The organism is Stenotrophomonas sp. P2112, from assembly GCF_041897515.1.
Classification (GTDB): Bacteria; Pseudomonadota; Gammaproteobacteria; order Xanthomonadales; family Xanthomonadaceae; genus Stenotrophomonas; species Stenotrophomonas sepilia.
The window spans coordinates 4,346,483-4,362,375 of sequence record NZ_CP169216.1; the positions used below are offsets into that span (position 1 = coordinate 4,346,483).

At 69.1% G+C, this 15,893-nt stretch carries 11 protein-coding genes and 1 pseudogene; 6 read left to right on the plus strand and 6 right to left on the minus strand.

Annotated elements, in window-relative coordinates; genetic code table 11:
* Positions 1-44: 44 nt before the first annotated feature.
* The 3 genes from recD to recC are packed head-to-tail and all read right to left on the minus strand — an operon-like array spanning position 45 to position 8,946.
* Positions 45-1,925, minus strand: a complete 1,881-nt coding sequence (gene recD, locus ACEPA4_RS19975; RefSeq protein WP_164093360.1) for an exodeoxyribonuclease V subunit alpha — start codon at positions 1,923-1,925, stop codon at positions 45-47.
* Entirely contained in the window at positions 1,922-5,602 is a 3,681-nt protein-coding gene (gene recB / locus ACEPA4_RS19980; RefSeq protein ID WP_164093361.1) for an exodeoxyribonuclease V subunit beta, read from the minus strand. Before recB ends, recD begins: the two co-directional genes overlap by 4 nt.
* Positions 5,599-8,946, minus strand: coding sequence for an exodeoxyribonuclease V subunit gamma (gene recC, locus ACEPA4_RS19985; protein WP_111126906.1), 3,348 nt, complete (start codon positions 8,944-8,946; stop codon positions 5,599-5,601). Before recC ends, recB begins: the two co-directional genes overlap by 4 nt.
* 189 nt (positions 8,947-9,135) lie before the next feature.
* Here recC and ACEPA4_RS19990 point away from each other — a divergent pair, with 189 nt between their 5' ends.
* From ACEPA4_RS19990 to ACEPA4_RS20015, 6 genes are read left to right on the plus strand one after another with little or no spacing between them, the layout of a single operon-like run.
* Positions 9,136-9,924 (plus strand): ABC transporter ATP-binding protein, encoded by a 789-nt coding sequence (locus ACEPA4_RS19990; RefSeq protein WP_065179062.1) that lies wholly within the window; start codon positions 9,136-9,138, stop codon positions 9,922-9,924.
* Positions 9,924-10,673: an MlaE family lipid ABC transporter permease subunit gene (locus ACEPA4_RS19995; RefSeq protein WP_005414955.1), complete on the plus strand. Its 750-nt coding sequence runs from the start codon at positions 9,924-9,926 to the stop codon at positions 10,671-10,673. The genes ACEPA4_RS19990 and ACEPA4_RS19995 overlap by 1 nt, the downstream gene beginning before the upstream one ends.
* 59 nt (positions 10,674-10,732) lie before the next feature.
* Complete coding sequence (gene mlaD, locus ACEPA4_RS20000; protein ID WP_065186607.1) at positions 10,733-11,257, plus strand: outer membrane lipid asymmetry maintenance protein MlaD; 525 nt, start codon at positions 10,733-10,735, stop codon at positions 11,255-11,257.
* Positions 11,254-11,916: a phospholipid-binding protein MlaC gene (locus ACEPA4_RS20005; protein WP_053496740.1), complete on the plus strand. Its 663-nt coding sequence runs from the start codon at positions 11,254-11,256 to the stop codon at positions 11,914-11,916. The genes mlaD and ACEPA4_RS20005 overlap by 4 nt, the downstream gene beginning before the upstream one ends.
* On the plus strand, positions 11,906-12,217 hold the full coding sequence (locus ACEPA4_RS20010) for a lipid asymmetry maintenance protein MlaB (protein WP_111126908.1): 312 nt from the start codon (positions 11,906-11,908) through the stop codon (positions 12,215-12,217). The genes ACEPA4_RS20005 and ACEPA4_RS20010 overlap by 11 nt, the downstream gene beginning before the upstream one ends.
* Position 12,218: 1 nt before the next feature.
* On the plus strand, positions 12,219-13,232 hold the full coding sequence (locus tag ACEPA4_RS20015; RefSeq protein WP_070488825.1) for a VacJ family lipoprotein: 1,014 nt from the start codon (positions 12,219-12,221) through the stop codon (positions 13,230-13,232).
* A 101-nt stretch (positions 13,233-13,333) separates the two neighbouring features.
* Here ACEPA4_RS20015 and ACEPA4_RS20020 read toward each other — a convergent pair whose 3' ends face one another.
* The 3 genes and pseudogenes from ACEPA4_RS20020 to rmuC form a co-directional block, all read right to left on the minus strand.
* Positions 13,334-13,879 carry a glutathione peroxidase gene (locus ACEPA4_RS20020; protein ID WP_139728028.1) on the minus strand — a complete coding sequence of 182 codons (546 nt, stop codon included), beginning with the start codon at positions 13,877-13,879 and terminating at the stop codon, positions 13,334-13,336.
* A gap of 123 nt (positions 13,880-14,002) precedes the next feature.
* Positions 14,003-14,248, minus strand: a pseudogene (locus tag ACEPA4_RS20025) (hypothetical protein); the annotation flags it as partial.
* 82 nt (positions 14,249-14,330) lie between these two features.
* Positions 14,331-15,881, minus strand: coding sequence for a DNA recombination protein RmuC (gene rmuC / locus ACEPA4_RS20030; protein WP_065179038.1), 1,551 nt, complete (start codon positions 15,879-15,881; stop codon positions 14,331-14,333).
* Between the last annotated feature and the right edge of the window lie 12 nt (positions 15,882-15,893).

Here is a 15,893-nt window from a genome sequence, read left to right on the forward strand (position 1 = left end):
AGCCGAGCATGGCCCGGCTCTACAGGCAGCGCATCACGCCCGCGTCAGAACAACGTGCCCTGCACCGTGGGCTGTTCGATGGGCGCCGGTTGTTCGGCCACATCTTCGGCACCCAACCGCCAGGCCAGGCCGCCCAAGCGGCTGGCGTGCCGCTTCAGTGCGGCCTGCAGCACGTCGGCGCTGCCGGCCACATGCAGTACCTGGCGGGCGCGGGTCAGGCCGGTGTAGACCAGCTCGCGTGACAGCACGCGGCTGTCCTGGCGTGGCAGCTGCAGCCACACTTCATCGAACTCCGAGCCCTGTGCCTTGTGCACGGTCATCGCAAAGGCGCTTTCGTGCGCGGGCAGTGCTGCGGGGTGGAAGGCGCGCGGCTGGTCGACGCTGTCGCCGGGGAACCAGGCCACCATCGCGCCGCTGTCGTCGCGCAGGCAGATACCGATGTCGCCGTTGAACAGGCGGTGCCGGTAGCTGTTCTCGGTGACCAGCAGAAGGCGGCCCTGGAAGTAGCCCGGGGTATTGCCGGCCAGCAGCTGCTCGATACGGCTGTTCAGCCCGCGCGCACCTTGCGGGCCTTCGCGCAGCGCGGTCAGCACGCGCAGGCGACCGGCCTGCTGCAGGGCACGTACCGGATCCGCGGCCTCGGCCAGTGCACGCCAGTGGCCCAGCAGGTGCTCACGCTGGCCACGCAGCGGGTCCGCCTCACCTTCGTGGAAGTGCACGCCAGCCAATCCACCACCGCGCAGCAGCTGCAATGCAGTGCGGCTGTCACCTTCACGCACGGCATGCGCCAGCGGTGCCAGGTCCAGCGCATCACTCTGCCGGTAGCCGCGTTGCAGCTGCACGCGACGGCCGGCGAAGGCGCGTGGTGCGGCCTGCGGCTGCAAGGTGGCCGGTGCCAGCAGGCCATGCAGCGCCAGCGCATCGTCGGCGCGGGTGCCGATGCCATCGCCGCTGGCGCGCAGGATCGCGCTGAGCACATCACCGGCTTCGACCGACGGCAACTGATCGGGGTCGCCGAGCAGGATCAGGCGGGTGCCGCTGGCAACTGCATCGACCAGCTTGGCCATCATCGGCAGATCGATCATCGACGCTTCGTCGACCACCACCACGTCCACCGCCAGCGGATTGTCGGTGTGGTGGCGGAAGCGTGGTGAGTCGGGAATCACGCCGAGCAGTCGATGCAGGGTGGTGCCGCTGCTGGGCAGTGCCGCGCACAGCGTCGGATCCAGTCCCTGTTCCTGCAGGCGTTGCACGGCCATGCGCAGGCTCTCGGCCATCCGCTCGGCGGCGCGACCGGTGGGCGCGGCCAGCGCCACCTCGGGCAGCGGCTGGCCGGCGTGCCGGGCCTGCGCGGCCAGCAGCAGCAAGAGGCGTGCGATGGTGGTGGTCTTGCCTGTGCCGGGGCCGCCGGTGACCAGCGCCAGCGGATGGCGCAGCGTCACGCCGGCTGCGCGTGCCTGGTGATCTTCGCCGTGCGATGCGTGCGGGAACAGCTGCGCGAACAATGGCGCCAACGCTGCCATGTCCGGCGCCGGCAGCGGATGCCGGCCGATGCGCTGCAGACCGGTGGCCAACTGGCGCTCGTACTCGCGGTAGCGGCGCAGGTACAGCAGCCCGTTCTCCAGCACCAAGGGGGCATCCCCGGCGATGGCGTCAGCCTGCTCCGGTGTGGCCACCCATGGCGATGCGCGCAGCTGCGCCAGCCAGGCCTGCGCGGCGGGCCACTCGGGCACGCCTTCCAGCAACCGCTGCGGTTGAGCCGGATCGAACGCGGCGTGGCCCTGCGACACCGCCAGCGAAGCCAGCGCCGCCGCCAGTGCCACATTGTCGGGCGTGTCGTCGCGCAACCGCTGCAGGCTGGTCGCCAATGCGTGGTCGAGGGTGCGCAGCAGGCCCTTCTGGTGCAGTTCCTTCAGCAGGCTCATGCGCTGGCTCCTCGGGCACGCGCGGCGAGCTGGGCCTGGGCCTGCTCGCCGCCGGCGAACAGCGCGTCGAGTGCATCCACCAGCGCGAACGGGAAACGATCCACGTGCACGCCGTTGCCCGTGCCATCCAGGCCGCGGCAGAACAGGTAACGGATGCCGCCCATGTCGCGCTCGTAGTCGTAGGCGGCGCCCAAGCGGAAGCGCAGCCAGCGATGCAGGGCCACGGTGTAGATCAGCGCCTGCAGATCGTATTCGCTGTGGCGCATGGCAATGGCCAGCAGGTCCGGGCTGTAGCCGGGCAGGCGGTTGGACTTGTAGTCGAGCACGTACCACCGGCCATCACGCACGTAGGTCAGGTCGATCATGCCGGTCATCAGCCCCTCCAGGCGGCGGCGCTGGCCGAAGCCGCGGCGGCCACTGGAAACACCATGCGCATGCAGCACCTGCAGCAGCGCCGGCACGGTGGTCGCCTCGATGGCGAAATGGAAGTCGATTTCGGCGCGGCGCTCGCCTTCACCGAGGCTGTGCAGCGCACCGCCTTCGGGCAGCGGTACGGTCAGCGTGTGGCCCACCAGCGGCACCAGCACCGCCACGCCATCGTCCAGATCGACGTCGGCATAGCCCTCATCGTGCAGCGCCTTGCGCAGCACCTCGGCCTGGCCCTCGGGAGCTTCCCGGCCTGGTTGCCAGTCAGCCCATGCGGCGAAGTCGACGTTTTCCATTGCCTCGTGCAGCACGTTGCCGAAGCGGCTGCCCATGAAACGCGGGTCGAGCGGCGCGCTGTCCTCGGCCTCCGCGGCGGCTTCCGGCAGTGCCGGTTCCAGCGGCAGCTCCGGGCCGGTGGGTTCGTCGGCTGCCGGCGCCGGCAGCGCGGTGGCAGCGGCTTCGATGTCACTGCCCGCGCCGGCATCGGCGTGGGCCAGCTGGGTGAAGCTGTACACCCACCAGTCGTGCGGAACGCGCCGGGTCAGTGCACGCACCGCCGGAAGATCCCCTTCCACTTCGGCCGCCAGCTGCGGCAGCGCAGCCGGTACCTCACTGTCATCGATGCGCACATCGGCATGCGCGCGCAGCGCCTGCAGGTCACCCAGCAGCGGTGCCAGCCGCGTCCTGCCGAGCCCGGCCAGATCACCCACGGCGATCCACAGCGCGTGCTCGGCGCGGGTCAGGCCGACATACAGCAGGCGGGCATCCTCGGCACGCTGCTCGCGCTCGCGCTGCGCAGTGGCCGCTTCCCAGGCCTCGTCCTTGCCCAGCTTCCAGTGCAGCTGGCGCTGGCCGCCCACATGCACCGTGCAGTGCGAGGCGGTGTTGGGCGCACCGCCGTCGATGCCCACGAAGGGCAGGAACACCAGCGGGTACTCCAGGCCCTTGCTCTTGTGCAGGGTGATGATCTGCACGCGGCGCGCATCCGATTCCAGGCGCAGCAGCTGCTGCTCGTCATCCTGGTCGGCGCTGGCCATCTGGCCCTGCAGCCAGTCCAGCAGGCCGTGCATGCCCAGCGCCTGCGCCGAGGCTTCCTGCAGCAGTTCGCCCAGCTGCAGGTAGTTGGTCAGGCGGCGCTCGCCATCGATCAGCGCCAGCAGGCGCTCGCCCTGCGCGGCGCAGACGTCGGCGATCACCGCGAACGGGCCGCCGCGCTGCCAGCGCTCGCGCCAATGCAGCAGCTGCGCCTGGAACCCGCGTTGCAGGTCGCCCTCGTGCTCCATCGCCGCGATCGCACTGGCGCGCTGGCCGAGCAGCACTGTGGCCAGCGCTGCGCGCAGGCGACCTTCGTCAGCCGGCTGCAGCAGCGCCAGCAGCAGTGCACGCAGATCACGCGCTTCGCTGGTGGCGAACAGGCTCTGCTTGCCCGCTGCCACGGCAGGAATGCCGACCGCGGCCAGCGCGCGCTGCACCAGCGTGGCCTCGCGATGCGAACGCACCAGCACCGCGATGTCACCCGGCTGTACCGGGCGCCCACGCAGCACCGCATTGCCGGCGCGCGCCTCGACCAGGATCTGGTGGATCGCCGCCACACAGGCCTGGGCGGCTGCTTCGCGCGAGGCATCGGCACTCATCGCCTTGTCACCGCCACTGCGCAGCACGCGCAGAGTGAGTGCCGGGGCAGCATGGCCGTCGCGCTGGTAGTCCGCATCGCTGCGCACGCCACCGGGCCGCACCGGCTCGAACTGGATGCCACGCTCGAGGAAGGCGTCTTCGCCACCGTTGTCGTACAGCGCCTGCAGCGCGCGCAGCACGGCCGGTCGCGAGCGGAAGTTCTGGTCAAGCACCGGCGCCTGTTGCGCTACCCGCTTGGCCTTCAGGTAAGTGTGGATATCACCGCCGCGGAAACCGTAGATCGCCTGCTTGGGATCGCCGATCAGGAACAGCGCCGGTGCCAGGCCGAGCTCGCGCACTTCCGGTGAATCGCCGAACACGGTGTGGAAAATGCCCCACTGACGGTCGTCGGTATCCTGGAACTCATCGACCAGCGCGATGCGGTACTGCGCGCGCAGCTGCTTGACCAATGCCAGGCGCTGCGGGCCTTCCAGGGCCAGTGCGACGCCATCGATCAGATCGTCGTAGGTCTGCACCCGGCGGGTGCGCTTGAGCGCCTGAAGGCGCTGTCTGGCTTCGTCGCGAAGCACGTGCAGGAAGTTCAACGCGGTGGCACGGAGCCAGGCATCGCGTTCGGCCAGAAGCGCGACATAGCGGGCCAACGGCGCCTGCAATGGCGACGATGGCGTGCGCTCGGCGAATTTCTTGTTGGTCTTGGCTGCCAGCGCCTCCGGCAGCAGTGCCGGCAGGCGCTCGCTGGTCAGCAGCTCGCGCGGGTCGGCGCGTTCGGCCCAGCCCAGCAGTTGCCGGCCCAGCGGGTGCAGCCAGCCCAGCTTGTACGACACGCCGTTGATCCATTTGTTGTCGACCGCATCGCAGAGGTCGATGAAGAACTGCTCGCCATGCTCGCGCACGCTTGCGGACAGCTCTTCGGCAACACTCTGCAGGGCGGCCTGCGGATCGGGCAGCGCCACCGCCTGTGGCAACGGGTGCAGCGGCGGCGCGGCCAGCAGCGCGCGCAGATCGGCGGCCAGTGCGTCCGGGGTGGACCACAGCCAGGTCAGCGGTTCCAGCGTGGCCGGGTCATTGGCATATACCCGCCACAGGTCGGCCGCGAGCGCTTCCAGCAACTCACGGTCGCTGGCCAGCAGCTCCGGCGGATCAAAGGTGTGGCCGCTCTCCAGCGCATGCTCGCGCAGCACGCGGGTGCAGAAGCCATGGATGGTGAGGATGGACGCAAGGTCGATCTCATCGGCGGCGACCTGCAGGCGGCGCTTCAGTGCGGTGGCGCGCTCGGTACCTCCCTGCAGATGGCGCTGCAGCACCTCGCGGGTCAGCCGCACGTCCGGTGCTTCGCCTTCGACCGGTTCCAGATCGACCAGTCGCGCCGCCAGCGCCAGGCGCTCGCGGATGCGCTTGCGCAGTTCCTGGGTAGCCGCATCGGTGAAGGTCACCGCCAGGATCTGGCCGATGCGCAGGCCCTGCTCTACCACCAGGCGGGTAAACAGCGTGGCCAGGGTGAAGGTCTTGCCGGTACCGGCGCTGGCTTCGATCAGGCGGATGCCATCCAGCGGCAGGGCCAGATAGGGATCGACCGCCATGCACTGGGCTCGCTCATCGATGAAGGCGGGGCTCATGCGCTGCCCTCCTGGCGCGTTTCGGCGCCGAGGGTGCGGCCTTCGCGCACCGCGCTGAAGACCACCTGGCTGTTGCGCAGCAGGTCGGCATAACTGGCATCGGAGGCGAACGGGTCGGCCCCCCGCAGCAGCAGCTGCCAGGCGTCGCTGCTGGATTCACCCCAGCTGCGGTCGCTGCCGTGCCACTGCTTCCAGCCCTCGCTGCGCTGTTTCTCTGCCGGCGCGTTGTACAGCGCCCAGCCCGTATACGGGGCAAAGCGCAGCGGCTCACGCAGGCCGCGCTGGCGCAACTGCAGCAGCGCGCGCAGCGCCGCGCGTGCAGCAGGCGCGCTCAGTGCCGGCAGTACATGCGGGCCAGGACCGGCGTCGCCGCCATCGTGGAACTGCACAAGGGGCAGTGCGTCGCCGGCGGCGTTGGCCAGCAGCCAGTCCAGGCCCTGGCGGATCACTGCATTGCCATTGAGCGTGCCGGCGCGCAGCCGCACCAGGCCTTCGGGATGCCGATCGGCCACGCGGCCGTGCAGGCGCACGCCATCGATGTCCACTTCGTAGCGACGGCTTTCCAATGGCTCGCCCTGCATCCAGCCCAGCAGCGCACTGGCATACGGACGCGTCTTCAGCTGCTCCACCTCGAACTGGCGCTGGCCCAATGGACCGGACGGCAACAGGCCACGCGCGCGCAGCCGCGGGTACAACGGCTCGGTATCACCGCTGAGCGTGGCGCGCACCACCGCCGCCTGCACGCTGCGCTTTTCCGGGCCGCGCGATGACAGCACCAGCGGTTCCAGGTCATCAACTTCCCCGGCATCGTCGGCCAGGCGCAGACCCAGCGACTGTGCGAGGAACTGCCCGGCCGGGTCGCACAGGAAGCGGCGCAGGGTGTCGAGCGCGAGCTCGTCTTCCACGGCATCGTCGGGCGGCGGCGGCAGCGGGGCATCGAACCACGGCTGCAGGCCACCACGCTGGCCGGTGAGGCGGCCGGCAGCGGGATGCCATTGCCGCCGATAGCTGAAGCGGCGTGGATCACCCTCTCCGAACGCCGCCGGTGAGAACGGCTGCAGTGCATGGCGCACGGTAAAGTCGCGGACCGCCGCAGGCGGATCGAGGTGATACGCGGCGGCGGCATCGATCAGTTCACTGACCAGCACCGACGGCTCACGCACGCTGCCATCGCGTGGATCGGCGCCGAGGTAGCTGAGGTAGAACACCTCCTGCGCGGCGGCGAACAGCTGCAGGAACAGGAAGCGGTCGTCTTCGCGGGTGGAGCGATCGCCCGGGCGGCGGCGTGGCGTGTCCAGCTCGGCGGTGAGCTGGTTGAGGCCCGCGGCCGGGTCACGGCGCGGGAAATCGCCGTCATTGAGACCGAGCACGCAGATCACCCGGAACGGCAGCAGGCGCATCGGCACCATGCGGCCGAAACTGATGCCACCGGTCAGCAGCGGCGCGCGCGTATCGGCCTCGCCCAGTACGCCGGCGAAGTGCGAACGCACCACCTCAGGCGGCACGCCATCTTCGAAACCGGCCTTGGCGGCATCGTCGGCGAACTGATTCAGCAGCTTGCGCAGGCGCTCGAGGGCACGCTGGCTGTTGGGCGAGCTGGGCGCGGTCGGCAGCAGCGCGTCCAGCAGCGACAGCAGCCGTTGCCGCCACTGCGCCGGGGTCAGCAGCTCGCCGAGGCGACGCTGGTAGACCGCCAGCACGCGCAGCAGCCGCAGCAGCCGGTCCAGTGCTTCCAGCGCGCCGCCTTCCAGTTCGATCCACGGCGCCACGCCGGCCAGGTCCGCCTCGCTGCCGGTGGCGTGACCGAGCACCAGGCGGTCCAGTGCGAACTGCCAGGTGTAGGCGTCGTCGGCCGGCGCCTGGTGCTGGTTGCGGTGCTTCGCATCCAGGCCCCAGCGTGCGCCGGCCTGCTGCAGCCAGCCGTGCAGGCGATCGAAGTCCACCGCCTCCAGTCCGGCCGCTTCGGCCAGCGGCGCGCTGGCCAGCAGGTCCAGCACTTCGTTCAGGCCGAAACGCGAGACCGGCAGGCCCAGCAGGTGCACGAACACATCGGCCAGCGGCTCTCCTGCCAGTGGGCTGCTGTCGGCCAGCGCGTAGGGAATGTGCTCCTCCTCGCCGCCGCGGCCGCCGAACACTGCCTCCAGGTACGGCACATAGGGATCGATGTCCGGCGCCAGCACCGCGATCTCGCGCGCCTGCAGCGGCGGGTCGAAGCGAGGGTCCTGCAGCAGGCTGCGCAGCTGGTCGTGCAGCACCTGAAGCTCGCGCAGCCGGGTGTGGCAGGCATGCACCTGCAGGCTGGGGTCGTCGCTGCGCAGCCCATCGCGCAGCTCGCCCGAGGGCAACGCGCGGCGATGGAAAAGATCGCGCTGCAGGCGATGCAGCAGGCTGTCGGACAGGCCGCCTTCGTCAAGGGTCGGCCGGGTGTCTTCTTCCGGATCCGAATACGCGGCAATCTCGCCGGCCGGGTGCACCACCTCGTAGCTGCCCAGCACCGCCATGAAGTCGCGGCCGGCCGCACCCCAGGCCTCCAGCAGGCGGTTCTCACCGGCCGCTTCACCGAAGGGATCGGGCGCGCCGCTGCGCAGGCGCTCGGCCAGCGTCTGCAGGTCACCCCAGTACGACTGCACCGGAGTGGGCATATAGAAGTGCAGCTCGCCCACCCGCGCCTGGGTGGCCATCACCCGCAGCACGTCGGGCGAGATGTTGAGCGTCGCGAACGCGGACATCCGCGGTGGCAGGCCCTGCGGCAGCGGCTGGCCGGCACCCTCGAAGCGATCCAGGTACGCCTGGATGCGGCGCGCGCGGTAGTCGCGGCCATGGGCGATGGTGCGCCAGAGGATCGCCTGCGGGTCGGCCGGGTCGGCGCCGGCCTCCCAGCGCAGCAACCAGTCGCGGCGCCAGGCCTGGTACTTCTCGAACACCGACGCCAGTTCACCGGCCAGTGCCCACGGCTTCAGGGCGTCGCCGCCGGCAAGATAGGACTGCAGCGCGCGCATCGGTGGCTGCGCCAGCAGCGCCGGGTCGCGCAGTGCCTGGTACAGCTTCCAGTGCAGGCCCGCCGCGTCCAGGTCGTCGCGTTCGCCCGGCACATTGGCATTGAGTGCACGGGCAACGAACTCGCCCGGGGTCAGGAACTCGAGGTTGGCGGCCACGCCATACTCGGCAGCGAGTGTCGCTTGCAGCCAACGCCGCATCGCCACCTGCGGGATCAGCACCACCTCCGGCGCGAGCAACGGCTGGCCCGGAACCGGCACACGCACGTTGCGTGCCAGCAGCGCAGCCAGCACGTCCAGGGAGTTGGAATGGTAGAGGCGGAAATCGCTGCCCGGGTCACTCATCATGCACAGTGTGCAGCACGGCAGGCAGTATTCAATGGCCAGCCCATCGCCGGTACGGATTGTTCCGCGCTGCCGGCCGATTGTCCCGGCCTGGCAAGGGTCATGCCGTGCCACAATACTGGACCGTCCAGTCTGCTTATGTTCAGCCGATGGGCCCGATCCTTCGATGTCTAAAAAACGTTAATGGTGCCCATGTCGGCTTCCGCCTCCAGTCTGGTGCAGTTATCCAACGTCCGCATCGACCGGAGCGGGCGCACGATCCTGCGTGACGTGTCGCTGCAGGTGCCCAAGGGCAGCATCACGGCCGTGCTGGGCCCGTCGGGCAGTGGCAAGTCGACCCTGCTGGCGGCACTGACCGGCGAACTGCGTCCGGTCGCCGGCGAGGTCACCCTGTTCGGCAGGCCGGTTCCGCATGACAGCGGCGCGCTGCTGGAGATGCGCAAGAGCGTGGGTGTGCTGCTGCAGGGCAACGGCCTGCTGACCGATCTGACCGTCGCCGAAAACGTCGCGCTGCCACTGCGCACGCATACCCGCCTGCCGACCGCCGTGCTGCGCCGCCTGGTGGAAATGAAGCTGCATGCCGTGGGCCTGCTGGCCGCTGCCGATGCCTGGCCGCGCGAACTGTCCGGCGGCATGGCGCGCCGCGTCGCGCTGGCCCGCGCGCTGGCACTGGATCCGCCACTGATGATCTACGACGAGCCGCTGACCGGGTTGGACCCGATCGCCTCCGGCGTGATCATGAGCCTGATCCAGCGCCTCAACCACAGCCTGGGCCTGACCAGCATCATTGTCAGCCACCACGTGCACGAGACCCTGCCGATCTGCGACCAGGTGATCGCCATCGCCAATGGCGGCATCGTGTTCCAGGGCACGCCCGAGGCGCTGCAGTCCAGTCAGGACCCGCTGCTTCGGCAGTTCCTGCACGGCCAGCCCGATGGCCCCATTCCGTTCGATGCCGCGCCGCGCGCGAGGGTCGCCTGATGCCGTTCGTCCAAGCCACCCGCTCGCTGGGTCGCGCCGGCCTGTTCTCGCTGACTGTGCTGCGTGGTTCGCTGCCGACCCGTGATTTCCTGGCCGAGCTGACCCGCGAGATCTACAAGATCGGCGCACGCTCGCTGCCGATCATCGCCGTCGGTGGTGCCTTCGTCGGCCTGGTGCTGACCCTGCAGGGCTACCGCACGCTGACCACCTTCGGTGCGGCCGACGCGCTGTCGACCCTGCTCGGCCTGTCGCTGTACCGGGAACTGGCGCCGGTGCTGACCGCGCTGTTGTTCATCGGCCGCGCCGGCAGCTCGATCGCCGCCGAACTGGGCCTGATGCGCGCCACCGACCAGATCAAGGCACTGGAGCTGATGGCGATCGACCCGGTGGCCAAGGCCGTCGCGCCGCGCTTCTGGGCGGCGGTGCTGACCGTGCCGCTGCTGACCGGCATCTTCTGCTCGCTGGCGATCAGCGCCAGCTACTTCGAAGCGGTGCATGTGCTGGGCCTGGACAATGGCGTGTTCTGGTCGGCACTGCGCAACAGCGTCGATTTCTGGGACGACTTCGGCGTGGCGATGCTGAAGTCGGCGATCTTCGGCGGCACCGCAGCGCTGGTCGCCGCCTATGTTGGTTTCCACGCCGAGCCGACCATCGAGGGCACCTCGGTGGCGACCACCCGTGCGGTGGTCAATGCCTCGCTGCTGGTGCTGATGTTCAACTTCGTGCTGTCGGCAATGTTGTTCACCTAACCCCTCCACCGGCGGTGCGCATGCGCGCGCGGCCACCACGACTCGATCAGGTAATCCACATGGCCATCCGCGGTCCCAGACTCGAATTCTCTGTCGGCGCATTCCTGCTGCTGGCCCTGGCCTCGCTGATGGTGCTGGCCGTGGCCTCGACCAACCAGCGCTGGAGCTGGGGCAGCCAGGGCTACGAGCTGAAGGCGCGCTTCTCCCAGGTCGGCCAGCTGCGCAAGCAGGCGCCGGTGAAGATCGGCGGCGTCACCGTCGGCCAGGTCGCCTCCATCGACCTGGATCCGGTGAAGTTCGAATCCATCGTGACCCTGCGCATGGACAGCAAGGTCAAGGACCTGCCGGCGGACACCTCGGCGGGCATCTTCACCAGTGGTTTGCTCGGCGAGAGCTATATCGGTCTGCAGCCGGGCGGTGACCCGGACGTGCTGAAGGCCGGTGACGAGATCGTCTTCACCCAACCGGCGGTGGACCTGATCCAGCTGGTCGGCAAGTACATGTTCAGTGGCGGCGCCGGTGGTGGCCCTGCCCAGAAGCCCAACGATGGCGCGCAGGCGCCTGCAACGGAACCGCAACCATGAAAATGAAACTGATTCCCGCCCTGCTCGCCTCGGCGCTGCTGATGGCCACCCCGTTCCTTGCCCAGGCCCAGGCGGCCGCCCCCGCCGCTGCCGCAGCGCAGGGCCAGGCCGGCAAGGTGGTGATCGATGCCAGCACGCGCATTCTCACCACGCTGCAGCAGCGCCGCAGCGAGTTCAGCAGCAACCCGGCCAGCCTGCGCAGCTACATCGACAGCGAACTGAACCGCACCTTTGACCGCGACTATGCGGCACGCCTGGTGCTGGGCCCGCACGCCCGCGGCGCCTCCGACGGCGACATCAAGCTGTTCGCCGATGCGATGGCCGACAGCCTGATGCAGCGCTACGGTTCGACCCTGCTCAACATCCAGGGCAAGCCGAGCTTCCGCCTGAAGGGTGAAAGCCCGCTGCCGGGCAACCGTGGCGTGCGCGTCAGCACCGAACTGGTGCGCGCCGGCAACGAACCGACCCCGGTCGAGTACTGGATGCGCAACGTGAACGGCCAGTGGAAGATCTTCGACGTCAACATCGAAGGCATTTCCTACGTGCAGACCTTCCGCAACCAGTTCGATACGCCCTTGCGCCAGAAGGGCATCAAGCAGGTGGCCAGCGAGCTGCACAGCGGCAGCCTGCAGGCCGGGCCGGCGGGCAATGGCAAGTAACGCACTGGCGCTGCTGGAAGGCGACACCCTGCGCCTGCGCGGGGTGCTCGACCGTGCCGCGGTGATTGCACTGTGGCCGCAACTGCAGGCCCTGCCAGCCCAGCTGGCGCGGCTGGAGCTGGGCGAGGTCGAGCGCGTGGACAGCGCCGGCCTGGCCCTGCTGGCCGAACTGGCCGCCCGGGCACGCAAGGCGGGCCATGCGCTGGCCATTTCCGGCGCGCCGGTCGGCTTCAACGAGCTGAGCGCAGCCTACCGGCTGTCGCCCGACCTGGACTTCAACGCTACTTCTGCTGCGAGCTGACATGAACGTCGTACGCACTTTCCCCCTGATCCTCCTGGCCACCGCCCTGACCGCCTGTGCCGGCAAGCCCGCGCGCAGCGACGCACCGGTCGCCAGCACCGTGGTCGCGCCCGGCCCTGCTGCCGAGGCGACGGCCGCAACGGCCGATACCGGGGTGGTCGGTACTGCTCCGGTCGCTCCCGTGGCCAACCCGGCAACGCCTGCCGCTGCGGTGCCGACAACTGCGCCGCAGGGCGCAGAGGCCAGCCCACCGAAGACCGCAGCATCCACCGCCGCCAGCGACGATGATTTCGACGCCCTGTATGGTGGCACCGGCAACACCGGCAGTGCCGCGGCCTACGATCCGTGGGAACCGTTCAACCGCAAGGTCCACAAGTTCAACAATGCGGTCGACCGCGGTGTGGCCCGCCCGCTGGCCACCGCCTATACCCACGTGGTGCCGCGTTTCGCGCGTACCGGCGTCAGCAACTTCTTCAGCAACCTGCGTGCGCCGGTGACCATCACCAACCAGCTGCTGCAGGGCCGCGGTGCCGATGCGTGGGACAGCCTCGGCCGCTTCCTGATGAACAGCACGCTGGGCATCGGTGGCCTGTTCGATCCGGCCAGCAAGGCGATGGTGCCGCGTCGCAATGAAGATTTCGGCCAGACCCTGGGAGCCTGGGGCTGGCGTCGTTCGCGCTACGTGGAACTGCCGTTCTTCGGCCCGCGTACCGTGCGCGACGTGTTCGGCCTGGCCGGTGACATCCCGTTGTCGCCGATCCGCCGCATCGAGGAAGACAAGGTCCGCATTGGCCTGCAGGGCCTGCAGCTGGTCGACACCCGCGCACAGCTGCTGGCGATCGACGATCTGCGCGACACCGCCGTGGACGAGTACTCGCTGGTGCGCGATGCGTGGATGCAGCGCCGCAACTACCAGATCGAGAACGACCTGCGCAGCAAGCGCGACCGCGGCCATGATGATGCCAATTCGCCGATCCCCGTGGATGCGATGCCGATGCCGCAATGGACCCACTGAGATCGCTCTGCGATGCATGAGAAAACCCCGCCTCGGCGGGGTTTTTCTTTTCCAGCGAGTTTCTTTTCCGGCAGGTGCCAACCTGGGTTGGCACGCTTTGCTCAGGCCGCCAGCGCGGCCTCGATGGCGTCACGCAGGCGCACGTCATCGGCCGCCACGTCCGGGGCAAAGCGTGCAACCACCTTGCCATCACGGCCGACCAGGAACTTCTCGAAGTTCCACAGCACCGCCGGTGCTGCGTGGATCGGAATCTCCTTGCTCGCCAGGCGCTCACGCAGCGGGCCTTCGCCGATCGACTGCGGCTGGGCGGCGGTCAGCCGCTGGTACAGCGGGTGGGTGTCCTCGCCAGCCACGCTGATCTTGGAGAACATCGGGAAACTGACGTCGTAGGTAAGCTGGCAGAACTGCTGGATCTCGGCCTCGCTGCCCGGCTCCTGGCCGAGGAAGTTGTTGGCGGGGAAGCCCAGCACTTCCAGGCCCTGCGCGTGCTTTTCCGCATACAGCGCCTGCAGGCCTTCGTACTGCGGGGTCAGGCCGCACTTGGAGGCGACGTTGACCAGCAGCAGCACCTTGCCCTGGTAGTCGGCAAGCGAGGACGGCTGGCCGTCGATGGTGGTGAGGGGAATGTCCTGGATCGGGGTGCTCACGCGGGGCTCCGGCTACGGCGGGAATGGCCCACCAGCATAGCGCCGCGCGCGCTGTTGTAGAGCCGAGCCCATGCTCGGCTGATGCCATGGCAGCCGAGCATGGGCTCGGCTCTACAGGCATCCTCAATCCACGCAGATCGTGCCCTGCGCCTTGCCGTCATCGATACGCTGGCGGCAACCGAAGTTCTGGCTGGCATCACGCTGGCAGGTACCGGACGCCACATCACCGGCCATTGCCTCGCCTGCGGCCAGGCACTGGCCCGTGCAGTCGCTTTTGCGGCTGCAGCCCTTGCCGGCGTCGGCATAGGGAATCACGCATTGCTCGCGCTGCAGCCGGCCGAGCCGCTGCAGGGTGCCACCGGCGGCATCGTGGTACCGGATCGGGCGGGCAGGCCGCCAGCATACGCACCGGCGATGCAGGCGGCGTGTCGGCGCCGGTCAGGCCTCCCGGTCAGGCCTCCTCGCCGTCGCTCGCCTCTTCCTCGGCCGTGGCATCTCCCTCGGCCAGGTCGCCGAGCAGCGACTGGGCCTGCTCGGCAGCCAGCGACTCGACACCCCGCAGGCGCCGTTCGATGGTGCGCGTCTTGCGGCTGGCCTCGCCGATGCTGCGCCCGACGGTGGTGATCTGCTTCTCGGCCTTCTCCAGGATGCCGGCGAACTTGCCGAACTCGCTTTTCACTGCGCCCAGCAGGCTCCATACCTCGCTGGAGCGCTGCTCGATGGCCAGCGTGCGGAACCCCATCTGCAGGCTGTTGAGCAGCGCGGTGACCGTGGTCGGCCCGGCCACGACCACGCGGTGCTCGCGCTGCAGCAGATCGACCAGTCCCGGGCGGCGGATCACTTCGGCGTACAGCCCCTCGGTGGGCAGGAACATCACTGCGAAATCGGTGGTATGCGGGGGTGCGATGTACTTGTCGCAGATCGACTTGGCCTGCACGCGCACCGCGCGCTCCAGCTGGATGCCCTGCAGGCGCACGCCTTCGGCATCGCCCTGTTCCTGTGCGTCCAGCAGGCGCTCGTAGTCCTCGCGCGGGAACTTGGAGTCGATCGGCAGCCACACCGGCGTGTCGTCGCTGCTGCGGCCCGGCAGGCGCACGGCGATATCGACCATCTCGCCACTATCCGGGCGCACCCTCACCGCACGCGCGTACTGCTCCTGGGTGAGTGTCTGCTCGAGGATATTCTCCAGCTGCACTTCGCCCCAGCTGCCGCGGTTCTTGACGTTGGTCAGCACGCGCTTGAGGTCGCCCACGCCGGTGGCCAGCTGCTGCATCTCGCCGAGGCCACGCTGCACCTGTTCCAAGCGCTCGGAGACGAGCTTGAAGGAATTGCCCAGTCGCGTTTCCAGCGTCGACTGCAGCTTCTCGTCCACGGTGTGGCGCATCTGCTCCAGCTTCTGCGCGTTGTCGTTCTGCAGCGCGCGCAGCTGTTCCTCCAGCGTGGCACGCATCTCGGCGATGCGCTGCTCGTTGCGCTGTGTCAGTTCCTGCAGGCGCAGGCCCAGACTGTCGGTCAGGCGCTGCTGCGACAGCGCGCCCTCCTCGCGGCCCTTGCGTGCATCGTCCACCAGGGTCTGGCGCAGCGCCCCGAGCTGGGTATCGGTGCGCGCAGTGAGCTCCTGCAGCTGCTGGCCAAACGCATGGATGCGTGCCTCCTGCTGCTGGCCGAAGGTCTCCAGCTGGCCGCGCAGTTCCTGCAGCCGCTGCCCCATCAATGCTGCGCCGCGCTGCTGGCTGTCGGCCACTTCAGCGCGCGCTTTGCGGGCATCTTCGCCCAGCGCTTCGCGCAGCAGGTCCAGGCGCTGATCGGTGCGGGTGGACAGATCGGTCAGCGCGCGGGCGAAGCCATCGAGCTGTTCGCGCAGTTCGCTGCGCCCGGCGCGCGCCTCCTCGCGCACGGCCTGTTCCAAGCGTTCATGCGGCGGGCGGCGCAGCAGGGCGACCAGCTGCAGGATGAGCACGGCCAATAGAAGGCCGGCAATGAGCAGGTATTCGGTTTGCATGGGGCAAGTGTA

Excerpts from the sequence above, each read along its gene's own strand:
- recD (WP_164093360.1), bottom strand. The coding sequence starts at position 1,925 with ATGAGCCTGCTGAAGGAACTGCACCAGAAGGGCCTGCTGCGCACCCTC.
- recB (WP_164093361.1), bottom strand. The coding sequence starts at position 5,602 with ATGAGCCCCGCCTTCATCGATGAGCGAGCCCAGTGCATGGCGGTCGAT.
- recC (WP_111126906.1), bottom strand. The coding sequence starts at position 8,946 with ATGATGAGTGACCCGGGCAGCGATTTCCGCCTCTACCATTCCAACTCC.
- ACEPA4_RS19990 (WP_065179062.1), top strand. The coding sequence starts at position 9,136 with ATGTCGGCTTCCGCCTCCAGTCTGGTGCAGTTATCCAACGTCCGCATC.
- ACEPA4_RS19995 (WP_005414955.1), top strand. The coding sequence starts at position 9,924 with ATGCCGTTCGTCCAAGCCACCCGCTCGCTGGGTCGCGCCGGCCTGTTC.
- mlaD (WP_065186607.1), top strand. The coding sequence starts at position 10,733 with ATGGCCATCCGCGGTCCCAGACTCGAATTCTCTGTCGGCGCATTCCTG.
- ACEPA4_RS20005 (WP_053496740.1), top strand. The coding sequence starts at position 11,254 with ATGAAAATGAAACTGATTCCCGCCCTGCTCGCCTCGGCGCTGCTGATG.
- ACEPA4_RS20010 (WP_111126908.1), top strand. The coding sequence starts at position 11,906 with ATGGCAAGTAACGCACTGGCGCTGCTGGAAGGCGACACCCTGCGCCTG.
- ACEPA4_RS20015 (WP_070488825.1), top strand. The coding sequence starts at position 12,219 with ATGAACGTCGTACGCACTTTCCCCCTGATCCTCCTGGCCACCGCCCTG.
- rmuC (WP_065179038.1), bottom strand. The coding sequence starts at position 15,881 with ATGCAAACCGAATACCTGCTCATTGCCGGCCTTCTATTGGCCGTGCTC.